This window comes from Pseudomonas sp. COR18 (genome assembly GCF_048568395.1).
Taxonomy (GTDB): domain Bacteria; phylum Pseudomonadota; class Gammaproteobacteria; order Pseudomonadales; family Pseudomonadaceae; genus Aquipseudomonas; species Aquipseudomonas fuscovaginae_B.
In genome coordinates this window covers 3,152,988-3,168,554 of record NZ_CP183808.1, presented here as the reverse complement: position 1 = coordinate 3,168,554, position 15,567 = coordinate 3,152,988, and the positions used below count along the sequence as shown (strand labels likewise).

Sequence of the window (15,567 nt, the reverse complement as noted above, 5' to 3'; positions counted from 1 at the left end):
AGATTCAGGGCAGGCGCAACGTCACCTCGACCCCACCCTCGACATTACCGATCCGCAGTTCGCCACCGTGCAGCTTCACCACTTCCTCGACGAAGTTCAGCCCCAGCCCGGTGCTCTTGCGGCCGCTCTGCGGGCGCGGCAGCGAGTAGAAACGTTCGCTCAGGCGTGGCAGGGCGTAGTCGGGAATCGCCTCGGCCTGGTTGAACAGGCTGAACCGCAACAGCTGTCCCTCGCGCTCAGCGGCGAAGCGGATCGTCCCGCCAGCCGGGGTGAAGTCCAGGGCGTTCTCCAGCAGGTTGCCGATGGCCTGGCGCAGCAGGAAACGCTCGCCGAACACGCTGACGTGCGCAGCGATCCGGCGTTCGATCTGCAAGCCGGCCCGCTCGATACGGGCGGCCTGGGCCTGCAGCACGTCGTCGACCAATGCCGCCAGCGGCACCTCGACCTGCTCTTCCAACACCTGGCGCTGCTCCACCAGCGCCAGGTTCAGCAGCCGTTCGATCAACTGCTGCATCCGCGCACTTTCGTTCTCGATATTGCCGACGAAACGCTCGCGCTGGGCGTCCGGCATCTCGCCGTGCAAAAGCTCCGCAGCCCCACGGATCGCCGCCAGCGGGCTTTTCAGTTCGTGGGTCAGGGTATGCACATAGCGCTCGACGTAGGCCTTGCCTTCCAGTTGTGTGCGCATGTGTTCCACGGCATTGGCCAACTGCTCCATTTCTCCGCCGCGATAATGCGGCAGCTCGGCACGTCGGCCTTCGCTGACCGCCTGGGCATAGGCGGTCAGGCGGCGCAGGGCCGCGCTCAGCCACCAGGACAGCAGTGCACCGAACAGCAGGCCCAGGGCGATCAACCCGGCGCCCCACAGAATCAGCCGATGCTCGGTGCGATCGACATAGGGCTGCAGCGAGCTATTGGGCTTGGCCACAGTGACCACGCCGATGATCTGCCCATGATCGGTGATTGGCGCGCCGACATGCATCACCGACGAAGTCGGGTCGTCGGGATCGGAGCGGGTCGAGCGCGCACCGTACTCGCCACGCAGGGTCAGGTACACGTCGTTCCAGCGCGAATAATCCTGGCCGAGGGCCAACCCGGCAGAGTCGAGCAGGACGATGCCCTTGGCATCGGTCACATAGATGCGGTGGTTGACCTGGTTCTTCGGCAGGCCCCAGATGTTCGCCGCCGGCTTGCGCTGGCCGTAGGCCTTGAGCACCTCGGGCAGGCGGCTCTGGCCGAGGGTGCCGGACTTGACGTCGTCATGGAGGATTTCCGCCAGCAGGTTGGCGGTGTCCACCAGGGTCTCCTCGGTGGACTGGCGCACCCCGGGGCGGATTTCCTTCATCACCGTGCTCAGCACGAAATAGCCGGTCAGGCCGACGAACAGGAAGTAGACGAGGAAGATCCGCAGCCCCAGCGGCATCAGCTGTGACTCGGGCTGTAGCTGTAGCCCAGGCCGCGGTGGGTCTGGATCGGTTCGGCCGCGCTGGCCACCAGCCGCAGCTTGGCCCGCAGGCTCTTGATGTGACTGTCGATGCTGCGCTCGTAGCCGGCATCCGCCGCGACCCCGACGGCATCGAGCAGTTGCTCGCGACTGAACACCCGCTCGGGCTGTTCCAGCAGGCAGGCGAGCAGGCGGAATTCATGGCGGGTCAGGCTCAGGACCTGGCCGCGGTAACTGATCTGCACCCGTTCGTGATCGACCACGAAACGCTCGTCGACCACCGCCGCCGGCGCCTGGGGCACCACACGCTTGAGTATCGCCCGCACCCGCGCTGCCACTTCCCGCGGGCTGAAGGGCTTGACCACGTAGTCGTCGGCGCCGATCTCCAGGCCCACCACCCGGTCGATCTCGCCGTCACGGGCGCTGAGGAAGATCACCGGCACTTCGGTGAAGCGCCGCAGTTGCTTGCAGACTTCGAAGCCGCTGATGTCCGGCAGGCCGATATCGAGAATCAGCAGGTCGGCCGGCGTGGTGCGCTGGTACTCCACTGCGGCGGCGCCGAGGTTCAGCCAGGTGGTGGTGAACCCCTCGCCCTGCAGGGCATAGACCAGGGTATCGGCAATCGCCGCTTCGTCTTCGACAATAAGGATATGGGGCATGGCGTCCGAGCGCTGGGAGTGATCGCGCAACGGTGCCGCAGGCGTGTCGCGCCGTCAATCGGCAGGGGCTGGCTTTGTGAGCAGGGGCGCGAGCCTGATAGTTCTGCTAGTAGGCAAGAGCCCGGAAACAGCCAACACTCGACAGAGTATTTTCGCCCTTGGACGGAGTCCACACCATGCCGACCTCTGCTCGCGAAACCCTCCTGTGCCGCTATCACTACGACCCACTGGATCGGCTGGCCGACTGCTCACCGGTCGACCAGGCCAGCGTCCAGCGCTTCTACTGCAAGAGCCGCCTGGCCAGCGAGATCCAGGGCACGGTTCGCACCGGTGTGTTCCAGTACGACGACCATCTGCTGGCACAACACCGGCAGGACGCAAACGCCAGCGAAAGCCATCTGCTCGCCACCGATACCCAGGGTTCGGTCCTGCATTGCCTCAGCCCCCAGCAGCGGCAACCCAGCGCCTATTCCGCCTACGGACAGCGCACACCGCAGAATGGATTGCTCAGCTTGCTCGGATTTAACGGCGAACGGCCAGATCCGCTGACCGGGCACTATCTGCTGGGCAATGGCTACCGGGCATTCAACCCGGTGTTGATGCGTTTCAACAGTCCGGACAGTTTGAGTCCATTCGGGGAGGGAGGGCTCAATAGCTATGCCTATTGCCAGGGAGACCCAGTGAATCTGGTGGATCCTGGCGGGCATGTGGGTTCGCCCCCATCCTATAAGGCGCCCAAGCCTCGGAAGAAGCCCCCCTTAGCACCAAAAACAAGTGATCAAGAGGCAGCCCTTAGAGCCGCATATAAAGCACGCAGGAGCGAGAGAAGCCTACAAGTATTCAAGGAGTCACAAGCAATTGACAGCAACAAGAAATTTTTCACAGACCGAATTAATTTTGAGCCAACCACAGAAATCATCAGCAATGATGACCTTAAGACAGCATTCAAATCCTTACAGGAAATACATGGGTTCGACCAATACCCAAGCATTCAAAAAGCCATCCACCTCCCTGATGGAAGACTTGACGCACAGCACTTTCAAACCACAAAAGATTACTACGGAAGGTTCTCAACCAGCGGCAAAAAGAGGCGCAGCACAGGAAACGCTTATCGCGCGAATATATTACTTTCCAGGTACGTCGCCTTGCACGCCAACGTTAACTTACTCCGAGCCCCGTCTCCACCAAAACTCGAGTTGCCAGGTTTCAAAACTTTTAATAAAAAATACTTCGATGGATTTAATTCGCAAGATCCCCAAATACTAGAATAATGGCCATAAAATGAAAATTGACGCACTCTGCTGAACATTGGGAGGAGCCTGACCGATGTCAACCATCCCCCGAAACACGCTTCTGTGCCGCTATCACTACGACCCACTGGACCGGCTGGCCGACTGCTCACCGGTTGACCAGGCCAGCGTCCAGCGCTTCTACTGCAAGAGCCGCCTGGCCAGCGAGATCCAGGGCACGGTTCGCACCAGTGTGTTCCAGTACGACGACCATCTGCTGGCACAACACCGGCAGGACGCAAACGCCAGCGAAAGCCATCTGCTCGCCACCGATACCCAGGGTTCGGTCCTGCATTGCCTCAGCCCCCAGCAGCGGCAGCCCAGCGCCTATTCCGCCTACGGGCAGCGCACACCGCAGAATGGATTGCTCAGCTTGCTCGGATTTAACGGCGAACGGCCAGATCCGCTGACCGGGCACTATCTGCTGGGCAATGGCTACCGGGCATTCAACCCGGTGTTGATGCGTTTCAACAGTCCGGACAACTTGAGTCCGTTTGGGGAAGGTGGGTTGAATGCCTATGCGTACTGCTTGGGAGATCCGGTCAACAGGCAGGATCCGACCGGGCATGTTCCAGGATTCGTCGAGTTTCTATCAAGACTACGGCGTTCAAGATCTCACCTTACGACTCGGCCGGGTACAGCTCAAGTTTCACAACCAGTTGGGACAGCAGAAGCATTCACGCCCGTGCCAGTGAACCTGGACCGGCCTCTGGGAGCACGTCAAACCGGTCCCGATACTTTGACCGTTCCCATCGACTCTGAACGTTTCGCGATTTACAGCATAAGCGCAGAACAGCGGCGTTCCCACCCATCAGGACAATCAGCGCCTATGCTCGACAGTCAATTTTCCCAAAGGAATCAGGCATCTTCCTCGACCAGGCCCAATCAATCCCATTCAAACTACGACCACGGCAGGACACGATCCAGCACTCAGATAGCGCCGCCCACCTATAGAGAAGCAACAGACACAACCCCGCTCCGTCCGACCGATCCTGACTACGATCAAGAACTCTTTCAGCGAGTCAGCAGAAAACTGGAAATTATTCGGCACGGCCAGATGCATCGCCGAAAAGATGTCGTGCTGGCGTATCTATAGATCTGCGTACTCACTGCACCACGAACCTGATGGTTCTGCTAGTAGGCAAGAGCCTGAAAACAGCCAACACTCGGCAGAGTATTTCGCCCCTGAACGGAGACTACGCCATGCCGACCTCTGCTCGCGAAACCCTCCTGTGTCGCTATCACTACGACCCGCTGGATCGGCTGGCTGACTCGAACCAGGCTCAACAATCCGGCTTGTCCGCCGTATACCGCCGCGCCGGATTCACCGCCGCGCCGAACTCGCGCAGGGCCTTGGCGCCGATCAACAGCGGGTAGTTGAAGCTGCTGCGGTTGGTCAGGTTGACCTCCACCGTGCGCCTGACGTTGCCCAGGCACATTTCCAGGTCGACCACCGGGCGCTTGCTCGGGTCGGCGGCTTCACCGTCCTCGTCTTCCTCGGCACGGGTCTTGATCTTGCTGATGCGCGAGACCTTGTGCTCGTAGACCTTGTTGTCGGCGTCAGCGGTGCCGAGGCGGAAGCGCACCCAGTCCTCACCGTCACGCTTGAACAGCTCGATGTCCTTGGCCGACAGCGACGCGGTGAGCGCGCCGGTGTCCATCTTGGCCTTGAAGGTCTGGCCGATCTCCGGCAGACGGATGTATTCGTAGCGCCCGTAGAGGGTCGGCTCGGCGGCCATGACCGGCAGGGCCAGGAGGGACAACAGGGCAAGAACGGATTTCACTTGGGCTGTACCTTTGTGTGGACGCGCAGAGGCGAGCAGTTTAGACCGCACCGTCGTCATTGGTTCATGAACAATCGGCTAAATGACAGCCATCCTGGCACATCGTGCGTGAAACATTCGTCGATCAGCGGATTTGGCGTCTGTCCGCCCCCGCTTTATGATGGCGCGCCCTCACGCCCTTGAAAGAGTTCCCTTATGCGCCGCCTGCTCACCGGCAGCCTCGTTACGCTGCTGCTCCTGCTCAACACCCTGGTGCTGTTCGGCCCGCTGATGGTGTTCGCCCTGCTCAAGCTGGTGCTGCCCGGCCGTTTGCGCGACTACGCCAGTTGGGCAGTGATGTGGATCGCCGAGACCTGGGCCGAGATCGACAAGCTGATCTTCTCCCTGTGCATCCCCACCCGCTGGGACATTCGCGGTGCCGATGGCCTGCGCCGCGACACTTCGTACCTGGTGGTGTGCAACCACCAGTCGTGGGTCGACATTCCGGCGCTGATCCAGTCGCTCAACCGGCGCACGCCGTTCTTCAAGTTCTTCCTCAAGAAGGAACTGATCTGGGTGCCATTCCTGGGCCTGGCCTGGTGGGCGCTGGACTACCCGTTCATGAAGCGCTACTCCAAGGCCTTCCTCGACAGGCACCCGGAACTCAAGGGCCAGGACCTGGAAATCACCAAGGCCGCCTGCGAGCTGTTCAAGCGCCAGCCGGTGACCGTGGTCAACTACCTCGAAGGCACCCGCTTCAGCGAGGCCAAGCGCCAGCAGCAGGCCTCGCCGTTCCAGCATCTGCTCAAGCCCAAGGCCGGCGGCGTGGCCTTCGTCCTCGCCGCGATGGGCGAACAGCTGGACGCGGTGCTCGATGTCACGGTGGTTTATCCACAGGAGAAGATCCCCGGTTTCTGGGACCTGATCAGCGGCAACGTGCCCAAGGTGATCATCGACTTCCACACCCGCGCCATGGACCCGAGCCTGTGGCAGGGCGACTACGAGAACGACCCGGTGCTGCGCAAGCGGGTCCAGGACTGGGTCAACCAGCTCTGGAGCGAGAAGGACCAGCGCATCGCCGCCCTGCGCAGCGAGCGCGACTGAACCTCAGTCGAGGATGATGTGCGGCAGGAAGCGGCTGGTGTCCTTGGTGATCAGCGAGTTGTCCTCGCGAATGCCGATGCCGGCCGGCTGATCACCGATCATCCAGCTGCCGAGCACCGTGTGGCTGCCGGCAAATGAAGGCAGCGGCTGGAACTGCTGCAGCACGAACGGCCCCTGGTCATAGGGGCCCGGCTCGCTGACCCGTTCGCCGGTCGGCGAGTGAATCTCGACATTGGCGCCCTCCCGCGAAAAGAACGGCTTGCGCACCCAGCCTCGTTCCGGGCGGCCGTTCGGCCGCGGGTCGATGAAGGTCGGCAGCAGGTTCGGGTGGCCCTCATGCATTTCCCAGAGCAGCGCCAGGGCGCCCTTGTTCGACAGGATCGCCTTCCACGGCGGCTCGACGAACAGCGTCTGGCTGTGGGCGATGGCCGGGCCGAAGGCTTCGCTGAACAGGTTTTCCCACGGATAGAGCTTGAACAGGGTGCTGATCGGCAGGTCCTGCTCATCGACGAAACGCCCGGCCCGATCCAGGCCGATCGCCTCGATGTCGAGCAGTTGCGTCGTCAGCCCGGCCTGGCGGGCGATGTCGCTCAGGTACTCGACCGTGCCGCGATCCTCCAGCGAGTCGCGGACCGAGGCGAAGTGCAATGGCGACGGGAAGCCGATCTCGACGAAGGCCTGCAGCAGCTTGTCCTCGATGCTGTTGAACTGGTCGGCACGGGCCGGCAGTTGCCCGCGGCGCATCTGCTCCTCGAGCCAGACGTACTGGAAGAAACTCGCCTCGTACAACGAAGTCGGCGTGTCGTAGTTGGTCTCCAGCAGCTTGGCCGGGCCGCGGCCGTCGTAGCACAGGTCCATCCGCCCGTAGAGGTGCGGGTGGCCCTGGCGCCAGGAATGGCGGATCAGGTCGCGATAGTCCTCGGGAATCGCCAGGCGGTCGAGCAGGTGCTCGCTGTCCACCACCCGCTCGACCAGGTCCATGCACAGCTCATGCAACTGGCGGGTCGGCTCTTCGAGGTCGTCCTCGATCTGGCGCAGGCTGAACTGGTAGTACGCCGACTCGTCCCAATAGGGTTCGCCATCGAAGGTGTGGAAGTGGAAGCCCAGCCGTTCGGCGGTGGCCTGCCAGTCCGGGCGGGGTACGCTGGAGATGCGTTTCATCAGCCGCCCCTGCTGCTGCCGTGGGACGAGCCGAAACCGCCACGGCTGACCATCCGCGGTGCCGAGCCACGGTAGGAGGCCGGGGTGAACTGCCCCGGGCTGTTCAGGCGAAAGCGCGCGTTGGTCGACTGGGCGAAGGTCTTGCCGGCCCGGGCCTGCTGGTTGAGGCTGCTGGCCTGATAACCGCCACGGCCGTCGCGCTCGTTGTACAGCGGCTCGCTGAAGTAGCGCGGCGCATAGGGGTCGCTGCCCAGGCCGATCCAGCGCCAGAAGCGGCTGCCCCAATCGTTGGAATGGCTGGAGTAACCGGAACCGCCGAACGAACCGCCATAGCTGCCGCCGCCCGAGGATGAAACAGGCGGGGCGCTCTGGACGGCAGCCTGGGCCTCCTGTTCCTGCTCCTGCTCAAGAGGTGCCGGCACCGCCTGCACGGTGGTCAGGTTGAAGCCGGACATCAGCGGGTGGAAACGGCTGTTGCCCAGGTCAGCCACGCAATCGCTGCGGGCGAAATCACTGGCGCAGGCATCCTGGCTGGCATATTCCGGAACGATTTCCAGATGCTGTTCCCGAGCCTCGGCCGCCGCGTCGGCACAGACATCGGCCGCCACGCCGGCCGCGACACAAGCCGGCTCGCTGGTGTACGACGTGGTTTTGATGACGTCCCGCGTACGCACCTGTTCACCGTCACAGGCCACCAGCACGAAGGGCACGCTGCCCAGCAGGACCAGGCCAACACGTTGACTACGTTTCATCGCCAGCCCCCTCAGACCGGAGGGGTCATGCAGGCCGCATTGAGCAGACCGACACTGATGGAAATCGCCGCCGAGAGAATCGCCGCCGCCGACTCACCCCTGGCGATCCGTACCGACAGGCCACGAATCGACAGACTGACCAGACCGAACGCCAGCAACTGGGCGACCAGGGCGATCAGCGCCCAGATCAGGAAATCCACCAGCGATACCGAATGGGCGATGGCACTGGCCGCCGGAATCGCGAAACCGATCAACGCGCCGCCCAGCGCGATCGCGGCGGCAATATTGCACTCGCGGATCAGCGTCCACTCCCTGTGCGGCGTCATCCGGGTATAGAGGCAGGCATACAGCCCGAAAACCAGCAGTGCCACCAGCAGGTACAGGACGAATCCCATCACCGCATCCAGGTGCAACGACATCTTCACCGCATCGACCAACATGCTTGTGCCACTCTCTCCATGAACAGGCGGCGACAAATAGCACACCGCACGCGATAACTGAACCCGCGTCGTGGCCGCACAAACAAAAACGCACCGGTTCCTCGCGGAGTCCGGTGCGTCGTCAACCGTAGCGGGGTTCAGCCACCCGCGCCCCAGATACCGCCGAGGCTCTGCAACAGCGAGCCGCCGACACCCTGTTCGCCCAGGTAGCTGAGGAGGATCGGCGCAAACTGGCCGACCATGCCGCTGTCCATGCCCAGGGCGTCGAAGGCGTTGTTCAGGTCGTGGGTGTTCTTCACATTCCCCAAGGCGTTGCCCACCGCCGAGTCGCCGACCGACTGGCCGAGCAGGCCGCCGAGCCCGGCCAGGGCACCCGCGCCGGACAACTGGTCGAGGCCCGGTACGCTCTGGCTCAACTGCGAATAGTCGTTGCCGCTGAGCTGGTTCTTCGCCAGGCCGAGCATGGCGGCGGCGCCGCCGATGGCCTGTTCCGGGGTGACGTTCAGTTGCGATCCCAGGGCGCTGAGCAGGCCACCCTCCGGCGCCGTGGCATTGCCGTTCTGACCACCCTGCAAAGCCGACAACGCATTGGCCGCGTCATTCAGGCTGAACGCCGCGAACACCGGCGTAGCGGCGAAGGTCAGGAGCGAAGCCAGTACGACACCGCGTGGAATTTTCATTGCAGCTACCTCACAAGTCATCGAAGGCCGCCGCTGGCCAGCGGTCGGCGCTGGCCATTGGAGTGGAAAAAGCCGGGCTTGTTCCGCCTGGCGGGGGTGACCTTTTCGTCAGCCGGGCAGCCGTTCGATCGCCGCCTGGACCAGTGGCCGCGCCCACTCGGGCGTGGCTTGCAGGGCCTGGGCGTCCTGCGGATCAGGGCTGAGCAGATGGCCGTCGGCCATTTCCAGCACCAGCAACGGATCGGGAATCTCCTCGCCCGGCTCGACGTCGGTGCTGTTGTCGAACACCTGCAGGTGTGCCAGATACGGCATGAGGGCGACCAGGTTGAGCCGTGACTTGACCCAGCGCTCGCGGATCTTCGCTTGTGGAATATCGTGACCGCCACGCGCCACCCGCAGGCGCACCCGGCTCAGGTGCTGTTCCGGCGAGGACAGGCCGCAGAACAGCATCACCACATCGTGGGTCCGCGCCGCCTGGGCGAGCATCAAGGCGATGGTGTTGCCGCCCAGGGTGGTTTCGAAAGCGTGGTTGCGCCCTTCGCGCAGGGCGTTTTCCAGCTGCTGGCGACCATGCTCCCAGGCCAGGCCGTTGGCCCGCTGCGGGTCGATGCCGAGGCTGGCGGTCAGTTCGCGGGCAAAGCTGTCGGGGTTGAACCAGTCCAGGCCGTTCTCGGCGAGCAGCGCACCCCCCACCGAACTCTTGCCAGCGCCGTTGACCCCGGCCAGCACGAAAATGAACGGGCGCTCGCTCGCCGGCGGCGCACTCATCAGAACGTGGAGCCGGCTTCAGGCCGCTTGCCCAGCTTGCCCCTGGACGCCAGCAGCGAGCGCACACCCTGGGCCGCCCGGGGTTCCTGCAGGCTCTGCAGACGCGCGTCGAAACGCCGGGTCAACTCATCCAGGGCCGACTGTTCGCGATCCTGGTAGGCCTGCACCTGGGCGGTCAGTTGCTGGTAGGTCTCGGCGTCCAGCAGGACCATTTCCACGGTGGAATGGTTGGTGACCGCGACACTGCCGGACTGATGGACCAGGCGGACCACATCGGCCCACTTGTTCTTCACCTGGGAGGCATTCTGGCGCGGCAGATCGAGGAGGTCAGGCAGGGCAATCATGACGTGTGCTCGCAGACAGGGAAGTCCCCTGCACTATAACAACCGCCGGCCATTTTGGCCATTTTTGCCCTATTGACCTGTAAAAGCCCTGACCCTTCCCGCCAGGGGCGTGAGGGCCAGAGGCAAGCCGCCTACCCGCGACGTGGCGAAGGCAGGCGGCCATCCGAAGGGTTAGCGGGCGAATCCGGCGAAAGCCTGGCACAGGGAGAGCAGATGACGCTCGTCGTCGGCATCCAGGTCGCCATCTTCATCCATGTCCACCCGGACGTTGACGGTGTCGTAGGTCTTGTCCTCGCCAGACGAGGAAACGGCCGAAGCAAAGACGAGCTCATTACCTTCGTAGAACTCTACCAGCACCTCCGGGCTGCCATTGTTGTCGATGTCTTCCAGGGAGAGTCGGATTTCCTTTTTGGCCATGAAGGCACCTCGTTATCGAGTGATGTAATGGGGGGCTCATGTTGGGAGGCGAGCGACGTGGCGACCATTGCCCGGCGGCGACAGCCGGCAGCGGAAAACACGACCGGCCCCGATGGAAAACCGCGGGCAGGGACTGGGAATCGATGATCGCGGCCTGTGCGGGCGGCTGGGCACTTGGCGTAAAATGGGAGTCCCTGAGGGAGTGTGCGCGTATGGACGTGAAAATCGGCGGAACCGCCCTGGCAATCATCCTGGCCGGCCTGGCCATCGCTTTCGGCGTGCACGAGTGTCAGCGCGGCCCGCTCAACCCCGAACTGCCCGACAACCTCGGCGACGAGCAGACCGCCTGGCTGACCCTCGAACACCGCATCAGGCGCATCGACCCCGCACTGACCGACGTCAGCCACGAGCAGCAGACGCTGACTATCCGCTATCAGCCCGAGAAGGTCGCCGACAGCGAAGAAGCCTGGGTTCCGCGCCTGCTGCGCACGGTCGGCCAGGGCCTGGCGGCGGTGAACAATGCGCCGGGTGGCAAGCAGTATGCCCAGGTGACGATCAAGGCGCGGATCGTCGCCGCCGATGACGTCGAGCTGGTCTACCAGATGGACGGCTTCGACGCGATCAAGACCCAACAGGGCGGCTACATCAACTTCGCCAGCATGCCCCGGGAACTGAAGTTCGGCACCGAGGCGCTGGCCCAGGCCAGCGACTATTGCCGCGATCCAAGTGGATGGGGTTTCTATCCGGAGTTCTGTCAGCGGGTGAGTGCGGTGAAGTCAGTCCAACGCTGAAGGGAAGCTTGAGTCTGCGGTCACCTCCGGAAGATGACGGGTGAGACCACTGGCCCTTTCGCGGGCAAGCCCGGCTCCTACGGTTTGTCGGTGTGCCGGTGCTGTGCGAACGCCCGCTCCCTGTAGGAGCCGGGCTTGCCCGCGAATGGCCCAACACCCCTGACACGCCATTCACCCAGCCTGACGCCCGCTAATAGCCCCGCCGTCGATCCACCTTCCCGGTTATTTCGAAACGACCTTGAGAACTGTCATTTCTGACAGTAGCCGCTCCCCTCCCCGGCCACTCAACATGAAGGCCCAAGACAACGGAAGGGAGTACCGACTCATGCAAAACCGACTTGCAACCAGTCTGGCAGTACTCACCCTGGCACTGGCAGGCCAGGCCTGGGCCGAAACCCCGGTGCTGACCGCAACCTGCCCACGGGCAGGCGACATCAACCAGCACCCGGGCAGCGAAGGCTACACCTACGACGCCAAGGGCCCGGGGGGCAGTCAATGGACCGGTGAAAACCCGGAAACCGGGATTGAGTACAAGGTCGTGTTCGTCAGCGCCAGCTACAAGGCCAGCACCCAGGCGGTGATCTGTGACTACGAAGGGGACGGTGACGCGGGAATCCGCCTGATGCTCAAGGCCGTCCAGGACTGGAAACCCTCCCAGGACACCGACTGGAAGGATGGCTTCTGCAAAAGCGGGGAAACCAGCCGTTGTGGATTCTCATACAGCGCGCTGATCACCACGCAGTGAACGGCGAAACACAAAAAAGGGCGACCGGGGTCGCCCTTTTTCTATCGTGATTGCACCTTACGCCGCACTGAACAGCTTGTGCGGATCGATCACGAATTTCTTCGGCACGCCCGCATCGAACTCGCCATAACCCTTCGGCGCGTCGTCCAGGCTGATCACCTGCACACCCACCACTTCGGCGATGTTGATGCGGTCCCACATGATCGCCTGCATCAGTTGGCGGTTGTACTTCATCACCGGGGTCTGGCCGGTGTGGAAGCTGTGGGACTTGGCCCAACCCAGGCCGAAGCGGATGCTCAGCGCACCGATCTTGGCGGCGGCGTCCACCGCACCCGGGTCTTCGGTCACGTACAGGCCGGGGATACCGATCTTGCCGGCCACGCGGGTGACCTGCATCAGCGAGTTGAGCACGGTGGCCGGCGCCTCGTGCTTGGCCCCTTCATGGCCGTGGCCACGGGCTTCGAAGCCCACCGCGTCGACGGCGCAGTCCACTTCCGGCTCGCCCAGCAGCGCGGCGATCTGCTCGTGCAGCGGAGTGTCCAGGGACAGGTCGGCGATCTCGAAGCCCTGGGCCTTGGCGTGTGCCAGGCGGGCCGGGTTCAGGTCACCGACGATGACCACGGCAGCCCCCAGCAGGCGCGCCGAGGCGGCAGCCGCCAGGCCGACCGGGCCGGCACCGGCGACATACACGGTGCTGCCCGGGCCGACGCCCGCGGTGACAGCGCCGTGGAAACCGGTTGGCAGGATATCGGACAGGCAGGTCAGGTCACGGATCTTCTCCATGGCCTTGTCGCGATCCGGCAGTTTCAACAGGTTGAAATCGGCGTATGGCACCAGCACGTACTCGGCCTGGCCGCCGGTCCAGTCGCCCATGTCGACGTAGCCGTAGGCACCGCCGGCACGCGCCGGGTTGACGGTCAGGCAGACGCCGGTGTGCATTTCCTTGCAGGAACGGCAGCGACCGCAGGCGACGTTGAACGGCACGGAGACCAGGTCGCCGATCTTCAGGTTCTCGACGTCGCTGCCCTTCTCGACCACTTCACCGGTGATCTCGTGGCCCAGCACCAGGCCGACCTGGGCGGTGGTACGGCCGCGGACCATGTGCTGGTCGGAGCCGCAGATGTTGGTGGACACCACACGCAGGATCACGCCGTGCTCGATCTTCTTGCCACGGGGGTCCTGCATTTTCGGATAGTCGATCTTCTGTACTTCTACCTTGCCAGCGCCAAGGTATACCACTCCACGATTGCCAGACATGCTTTCACCTCGCTGTTGTTTTTATGTAGCTGACGCGTTGCCACGCGGCAAAGCGTTGATTGCTCGGGGTTGTGCGTGTGTCTTTTTCTACTGCGTTGTTATTTGGATCGCTTTCGCGGATGAATCCGCGAGCGGGCGCTCGAAAGCGCCCTGGGAACTCAGAGGACCACCGTCCGGTTGGCATTGAGGAACACCCGCCGCTCGATGTGATAGCCCACCGCCCGCGCCAGGGTCAGGCCCTCGATATCCCGGCCCTTGGCGATCAGATCCTCGGGATAGTGGCTGTGATCCACCACCTCCACGCCCTGGGCGATGATCGGGCCTTCGTCCAGGTCGTTGTTGATGTAGTGCGCGGTCGCCCCCACCAGCTTGACGCCCTTGTTGTAGGCCTGGTGATAGGGCTTGGCACCCTTGAAGCCGGGCAGCAACGAGTGGTGGATGTTGATGGCGCGACCATCGAGCTTGCGGCACAGCTCCGGCGACAGCACCTGCATGTAGCGGGCGAGAATCACCAGCTCGGCGCCGGACTCCTCGATCACCTGCCACACCTGCCGCTCCTGGGCCGGTTTGTCGTTGGGGTCGAGGGGGAAATGGTAGTAGGGAATCTGGTGCCAGTCGGCCAGGGGCTTGAGGTCGGGATGGTTGGACACCACCGCGACCACGTCCATCGACAGTTGGCCGATGCGCTGGCGGTAGAGCAGGTCATTGAGGCAGTGATCGGCCTTGGAGACCATGATCACCACTTTCGGCCGGTAGTTCGGCGCAGTCAGTTCGAAGGTCATGCCGAAGGCCTTGCCACGCTCCGCCAGGCCGGCGCGGAACGCCTGCTCGTCGAAACCTTCGGACTGGCGGAACTCCACCCGGATGAAGAAACGCCCCGAGAGGCGGTCATCGAACGAATGGTGTTCGGTCACGTAACAGCCCTGCTCGAACAGGAAGCGGGTCACCGCATCCACCGTGCCGAGCACGCTGGGGCAGTCGGCAGTCAGAATCCATGTATCGGGGGCGCGGCTCATTGGGTGACTCCTGTTTTTGTGGGGCAAGCGCCAGGTGATCGATCAGCCGTATCATGATCGGCCTGCGGGCAATCCTCGCCCTTGTGTACACACCAAATCCTGTAGGAGCGAGGCTTGCCCGCGAAGCTTTTAGCGCCCTTGAGGACGCATTCGCGGCGGTTCGGCGCCCCGATAAGCCACGCTCCTACAGGGATCCAGGCAACGCGGTGCACCAGGTACACCGCGGTGATGCCATCGCGAGCAGGATCAGGCCTGGACGTTCAGGCCATACTCGGCCGCCGCATCCTGCAGCCACAGCCACCAGTAGTCCGAGAAGCTGCGACGGATCACCAGTTCCCAGGTGTCTTCGGCGGTATGGCGGATGATCAGCTGCGACTTGGCGAACACCGTGCCGACGGCCTTGCCTACCGGGAAGTTGTTCGGGTGCACGTCGTAGCTGGTGGACTTCATCAGCACCTGGCGCACGTTCGGGCCGCTCAGCTCCAGCAGTTGCTGGCCGCCACTGACGTTGACGATGGCGATATGCAGGTCGCCCAGCGCCTCGCGCAGGGCCTTCTCGGTGGCGTATTCCTCACCGGTGGGAACCACCAGCAGCCACTCGTCCGGGCCGAGCCATTGCAGGCTGGTCTCGCCCTTGGCGACGACGGTCAGGGCCACGGGCAGGTCCAGCCCCAGGGCCTTCTTCACGCCGGCGGCGAACGCCGGGTCATGGCCGTCGCCACGGAGGGTCAGGTGGCCGAGCAGTTTCTTTTCCCGCACGGTCACGCCGGCGTTCTTGCGGCCCTTGCCCACCAGGCTGGCGAGATCGGCATGGTGCAACGACGACTCGGCCTTGGCCCCGGAAGTCGGGCGTTGCTGGTAAACGTTGGCTGTGCTCATGTGAAACACCTGTATTGAATTCTGTCTCTGATGGTTCCCACGCGGAACGTGGGAACCA

Annotated in this window: 18 protein-coding genes; 5 read left to right on the top strand and 13 right to left on the bottom strand. The window is 63.3% G+C overall.

Translation table 11 applies throughout. From position 1 onward, the window contains the following. Window positions 1-4 precede the first annotated feature (4 nt). Both creC and creB read right to left on the bottom strand, forming a co-directional pair. Complete coding sequence (gene creC / locus ACM62G_RS14560) at window positions 5-1,423, bottom strand: two-component system sensor histidine kinase CreC (protein ID WP_273825838.1); 1,419 nt, start codon at window positions 1,421-1,423, stop codon at window positions 5-7. Further along, window positions 1,423-2,103 (bottom strand): two-component system response regulator CreB, encoded by a 681-nt coding sequence (gene creB / locus ACM62G_RS14555; RefSeq protein ID WP_419737371.1) that lies wholly within the window; start codon window positions 2,101-2,103, stop codon window positions 1,423-1,425. Before creB ends, creC begins: the two co-directional genes overlap by 1 nt. 176 nt (window positions 2,104-2,279) lie before the next feature. Between creB and ACM62G_RS14550 the strand changes: the two genes are divergently transcribed. Both ACM62G_RS14550 and ACM62G_RS14545 read left to right on the top strand, forming a co-directional pair. Further along, window positions 2,280-3,374, top strand: coding sequence for an RHS repeat-associated core domain-containing protein (locus tag ACM62G_RS14550; protein WP_273825836.1), 1,095 nt, complete (start codon window positions 2,280-2,282; stop codon window positions 3,372-3,374). Between the two features lie 55 nt (window positions 3,375-3,429). After that, window positions 3,430-4,488, top strand: a complete 1,059-nt coding sequence (locus tag ACM62G_RS14545; RefSeq protein ID WP_419737370.1) for an RHS repeat-associated core domain-containing protein — start codon at window positions 3,430-3,432, stop codon at window positions 4,486-4,488. Between the two features lie 187 nt (window positions 4,489-4,675). On the opposite strand, the gene ACM62G_RS14540 is transcribed toward ACM62G_RS14545, so the two are convergent. After that, window positions 4,676-5,176 (bottom strand): ATP-dependent zinc protease, encoded by a 501-nt coding sequence (locus ACM62G_RS14540; RefSeq protein ID WP_054064627.1) that lies wholly within the window; start codon window positions 5,174-5,176, stop codon window positions 4,676-4,678. Between the two features lie 195 nt (window positions 5,177-5,371). Here ACM62G_RS14540 and ACM62G_RS14535 point away from each other — a divergent pair, with 195 nt between their 5' ends. Next, window positions 5,372-6,259 (top strand): acyltransferase, encoded by an 888-nt coding sequence (locus ACM62G_RS14535; protein WP_054064626.1) that lies wholly within the window; start codon window positions 5,372-5,374, stop codon window positions 6,257-6,259. A gap of 3 nt (window positions 6,260-6,262) precedes the next feature. Here the strand turns inward: ACM62G_RS14535 and ACM62G_RS14530 are convergent, their stop codons facing one another. From ACM62G_RS14530 to ACM62G_RS14500, 7 genes are all read right to left on the bottom strand, one after another. Beyond that, window positions 6,263-7,420, bottom strand: coding sequence for a glutathionylspermidine synthase family protein (locus tag ACM62G_RS14530; protein ID WP_419737369.1), 1,158 nt, complete (start codon window positions 7,418-7,420; stop codon window positions 6,263-6,265). Continuing rightward, window positions 7,420-8,172, bottom strand: a complete 753-nt coding sequence (locus tag ACM62G_RS14525; protein ID WP_054064624.1) for a DUF1190 domain-containing protein — start codon at window positions 8,170-8,172, stop codon at window positions 7,420-7,422. Before ACM62G_RS14525 ends, ACM62G_RS14530 begins: the two co-directional genes overlap by 1 nt. 11 nt (window positions 8,173-8,183) lie before the next feature. Next, window positions 8,184-8,609, bottom strand: a complete 426-nt coding sequence (locus ACM62G_RS14520; protein WP_419737524.1) for a DUF350 domain-containing protein — start codon at window positions 8,607-8,609, stop codon at window positions 8,184-8,186. Window positions 8,610-8,749: 140 nt separating this feature from the next. Further along, window positions 8,750-9,292 carry a DUF2780 domain-containing protein gene (locus ACM62G_RS14515; RefSeq protein WP_054058614.1) on the bottom strand — a complete coding sequence of 181 codons (543 nt, stop codon included), beginning with the start codon at window positions 9,290-9,292 and terminating at the stop codon, window positions 8,750-8,752. 108 nt (window positions 9,293-9,400) lie between these two features. Further along, a complete protein-coding gene (locus ACM62G_RS14510) occupies window positions 9,401-10,060 on the bottom strand; it encodes an AAA family ATPase (protein ID WP_419737368.1) in 660 nt (219 codons plus the stop codon). Then, the gene (locus ACM62G_RS14505; RefSeq protein WP_273825831.1) at window positions 10,060-10,404 is read right to left on the bottom strand and encodes a type II toxin-antitoxin system Phd/YefM family antitoxin; all 345 of its coding nucleotides are present in this window, start codon (window positions 10,402-10,404) and stop codon (window positions 10,060-10,062) included. The genes ACM62G_RS14510 and ACM62G_RS14505 overlap by 1 nt, the downstream gene beginning before the upstream one ends. A gap of 171 nt (window positions 10,405-10,575) precedes the next feature. Beyond that, window positions 10,576-10,821, bottom strand: coding sequence for a hypothetical protein (locus tag ACM62G_RS14500; RefSeq protein ID WP_054064621.1), 246 nt, complete (start codon window positions 10,819-10,821; stop codon window positions 10,576-10,578). 212 nt (window positions 10,822-11,033) lie between these two features. Here ACM62G_RS14500 and ACM62G_RS14495 point away from each other — a divergent pair, with 212 nt between their 5' ends. Together ACM62G_RS14495 and ACM62G_RS14490 are read left to right on the top strand one after the other, a co-directional pair. Next, on the top strand, window positions 11,034-11,612 hold the full coding sequence (locus ACM62G_RS14495; RefSeq protein WP_419737367.1) for a hypothetical protein: 579 nt from the start codon (window positions 11,034-11,036) through the stop codon (window positions 11,610-11,612). Window positions 11,613-11,937: 325 nt separating this feature from the next. Beyond that, a complete protein-coding gene (locus tag ACM62G_RS14490; protein ID WP_419737366.1) occupies window positions 11,938-12,357 on the top strand; it encodes a hypothetical protein in 420 nt (139 codons plus the stop codon). Between the two features lie 57 nt (window positions 12,358-12,414). On the opposite strand, the gene fdhA is transcribed toward ACM62G_RS14490, so the two are convergent. The 3 genes from fdhA to ACM62G_RS14475 all read right to left on the bottom strand — a co-directional run bounded on the left by fdhA (window position 12,415) and on the right by ACM62G_RS14475 (window position 15,509). Beyond that, window positions 12,415-13,614, bottom strand: coding sequence for a formaldehyde dehydrogenase, glutathione-independent (gene fdhA, locus ACM62G_RS14485; RefSeq protein ID WP_054064618.1), 1,200 nt, complete (start codon window positions 13,612-13,614; stop codon window positions 12,415-12,417). A 158-nt stretch (window positions 13,615-13,772) separates the two neighbouring features. Continuing rightward, window positions 13,773-14,630, bottom strand: a complete 858-nt coding sequence (gene purU / locus ACM62G_RS14480) for a formyltetrahydrofolate deformylase (RefSeq protein ID WP_017903087.1) — start codon at window positions 14,628-14,630, stop codon at window positions 13,773-13,775. Window positions 14,631-14,876: 246 nt separating this feature from the next. Next, the gene (locus ACM62G_RS14475; protein WP_054064617.1) at window positions 14,877-15,509 is read right to left on the bottom strand and encodes a sarcosine oxidase subunit gamma; all 633 of its coding nucleotides are present in this window, start codon (window positions 15,507-15,509) and stop codon (window positions 14,877-14,879) included. Window positions 15,510-15,567: the final 58 nt, after the last annotated feature.

Coding starts and splice junctions, on each gene's coding strand:
- creC (WP_273825838.1), bottom strand. CDS start 1,423: ATGCCGCTGGGGCTGCGGATCTTCCTCGTCTACTTCCTGTTCGTCGGC.
- creB (WP_419737371.1), bottom strand. CDS start 2,103: ATGCCCCATATCCTTATTGTCGAAGACGAAGCGGCGATTGCCGATACC.
- ACM62G_RS14550 (WP_273825836.1), top strand. CDS start 2,280: ATGCCGACCTCTGCTCGCGAAACCCTCCTGTGCCGCTATCACTACGAC.
- ACM62G_RS14545 (WP_419737370.1), top strand. CDS start 3,430: ATGTCAACCATCCCCCGAAACACGCTTCTGTGCCGCTATCACTACGAC.
- ACM62G_RS14535 (WP_054064626.1), top strand. CDS start 5,372: ATGCGCCGCCTGCTCACCGGCAGCCTCGTTACGCTGCTGCTCCTGCTC.
- ACM62G_RS14530 (WP_419737369.1), bottom strand. CDS start 7,420: ATGAAACGCATCTCCAGCGTACCCCGCCCGGACTGGCAGGCCACCGCC.
- ACM62G_RS14525 (WP_054064624.1), bottom strand. CDS start 8,172: ATGAAACGTAGTCAACGTGTTGGCCTGGTCCTGCTGGGCAGCGTGCCC.
- ACM62G_RS14515 (WP_054058614.1), bottom strand. CDS start 9,292: ATGAAAATTCCACGCGGTGTCGTACTGGCTTCGCTCCTGACCTTCGCC.
- ACM62G_RS14510 (WP_419737368.1), bottom strand. CDS start 10,060: ATGAGTGCGCCGCCGGCGAGCGAGCGCCCGTTCATTTTCGTGCTGGCC.
- ACM62G_RS14505 (WP_273825831.1), bottom strand. CDS start 10,404: ATGATTGCCCTGCCTGACCTCCTCGATCTGCCGCGCCAGAATGCCTCC.
- ACM62G_RS14500 (WP_054064621.1), bottom strand. CDS start 10,821: ATGGCCAAAAAGGAAATCCGACTCTCCCTGGAAGACATCGACAACAAT.
- ACM62G_RS14495 (WP_419737367.1), top strand. CDS start 11,034: ATGGACGTGAAAATCGGCGGAACCGCCCTGGCAATCATCCTGGCCGGC.
- ACM62G_RS14490 (WP_419737366.1), top strand. CDS start 11,938: ATGCAAAACCGACTTGCAACCAGTCTGGCAGTACTCACCCTGGCACTG.
- fdhA (WP_054064618.1), bottom strand. CDS start 13,614: ATGTCTGGCAATCGTGGAGTGGTATACCTTGGCGCTGGCAAGGTAGAA.
- purU (WP_017903087.1), bottom strand. CDS start 14,630: ATGAGCCGCGCCCCCGATACATGGATTCTGACTGCCGACTGCCCCAGC.
- ACM62G_RS14475 (WP_054064617.1), bottom strand. CDS start 15,509: ATGAGCACAGCCAACGTTTACCAGCAACGCCCGACTTCCGGGGCCAAG.